Raw genomic sequence first — 695 nt, forward strand, 5'->3', positions numbered from 1 at the left:
GCATCCGGACGATCTATGAATGTCACCGGGGCCGTTATGGCTACCGGCGCATCACGGCGGTCATCCGGCAAGCGGGGGCACCGGTCAACCACAAGCTGGTCCGGCGCCTGATGCTTCAACTCGGCTTGAAGTCGCTGGTGCGAGCGAAGAAGTACCGTTCCTGGCGGGGAATGGTGGGTTGTGTCGCGCCGAACTTGCTCAACCGGCAGTTCAAGGCGGAACGCCTCAACCAGAAATGGGTGACCGACGTCACGGAATTCAACGTGAAAGGCCAGAAGCTTTACCTGTCACCGGTGATGGACTTGTATAACGGCGAAATCATCGCCTGGCACAGTGCTACCCGAGCGAGCTTCGATTTGATCAGCAGCATGCTCAAGAAGGCCTTCTCAAGGCTGACGCGCGGCGAACGTCCGTTGCTGCACTCCGATCAGGGCTGGCAGTATCAGATGCCAGCCTATCGTCGCTTGCTGGATCAGCGCGCCGTTCGCCAGAGCATGTCACGCAAAGGCAACTGCCTGGACAACGCCGCCATAGAGAGCTTCTTTGGTACCCTCAAGGCCGAGTTCTTCTACCTGAACGAGTTCGACAGCGTCGAACAATTGCAGGCTGGAATCCAGCACTACAACCACGAACGTATCCGGCTGAAGCTAAAAGGGCTGAGTCCTGTTCAATACAGAACCCAGCCCCGGCTGGCC

At 58.3% G+C, this 695-nt stretch carries 1 protein-coding gene; it reads left to right on the forward strand.

Annotation, left to right across the window (positions count from 1 at the left end; genetic code table 11):
- Window positions 1-695, forward strand: a 695-nt coding sequence (locus BUB20358_RS27975) for an IS3 family transposase (RefSeq protein ID WP_174905192.1), incomplete at both ends; no start/stop codon positions are given.

The organism is Burkholderia dolosa, from assembly GCF_902499135.1.
GTDB lineage: Bacteria > Pseudomonadota > Gammaproteobacteria > Burkholderiales > Burkholderiaceae > Burkholderia > Burkholderia dolosa.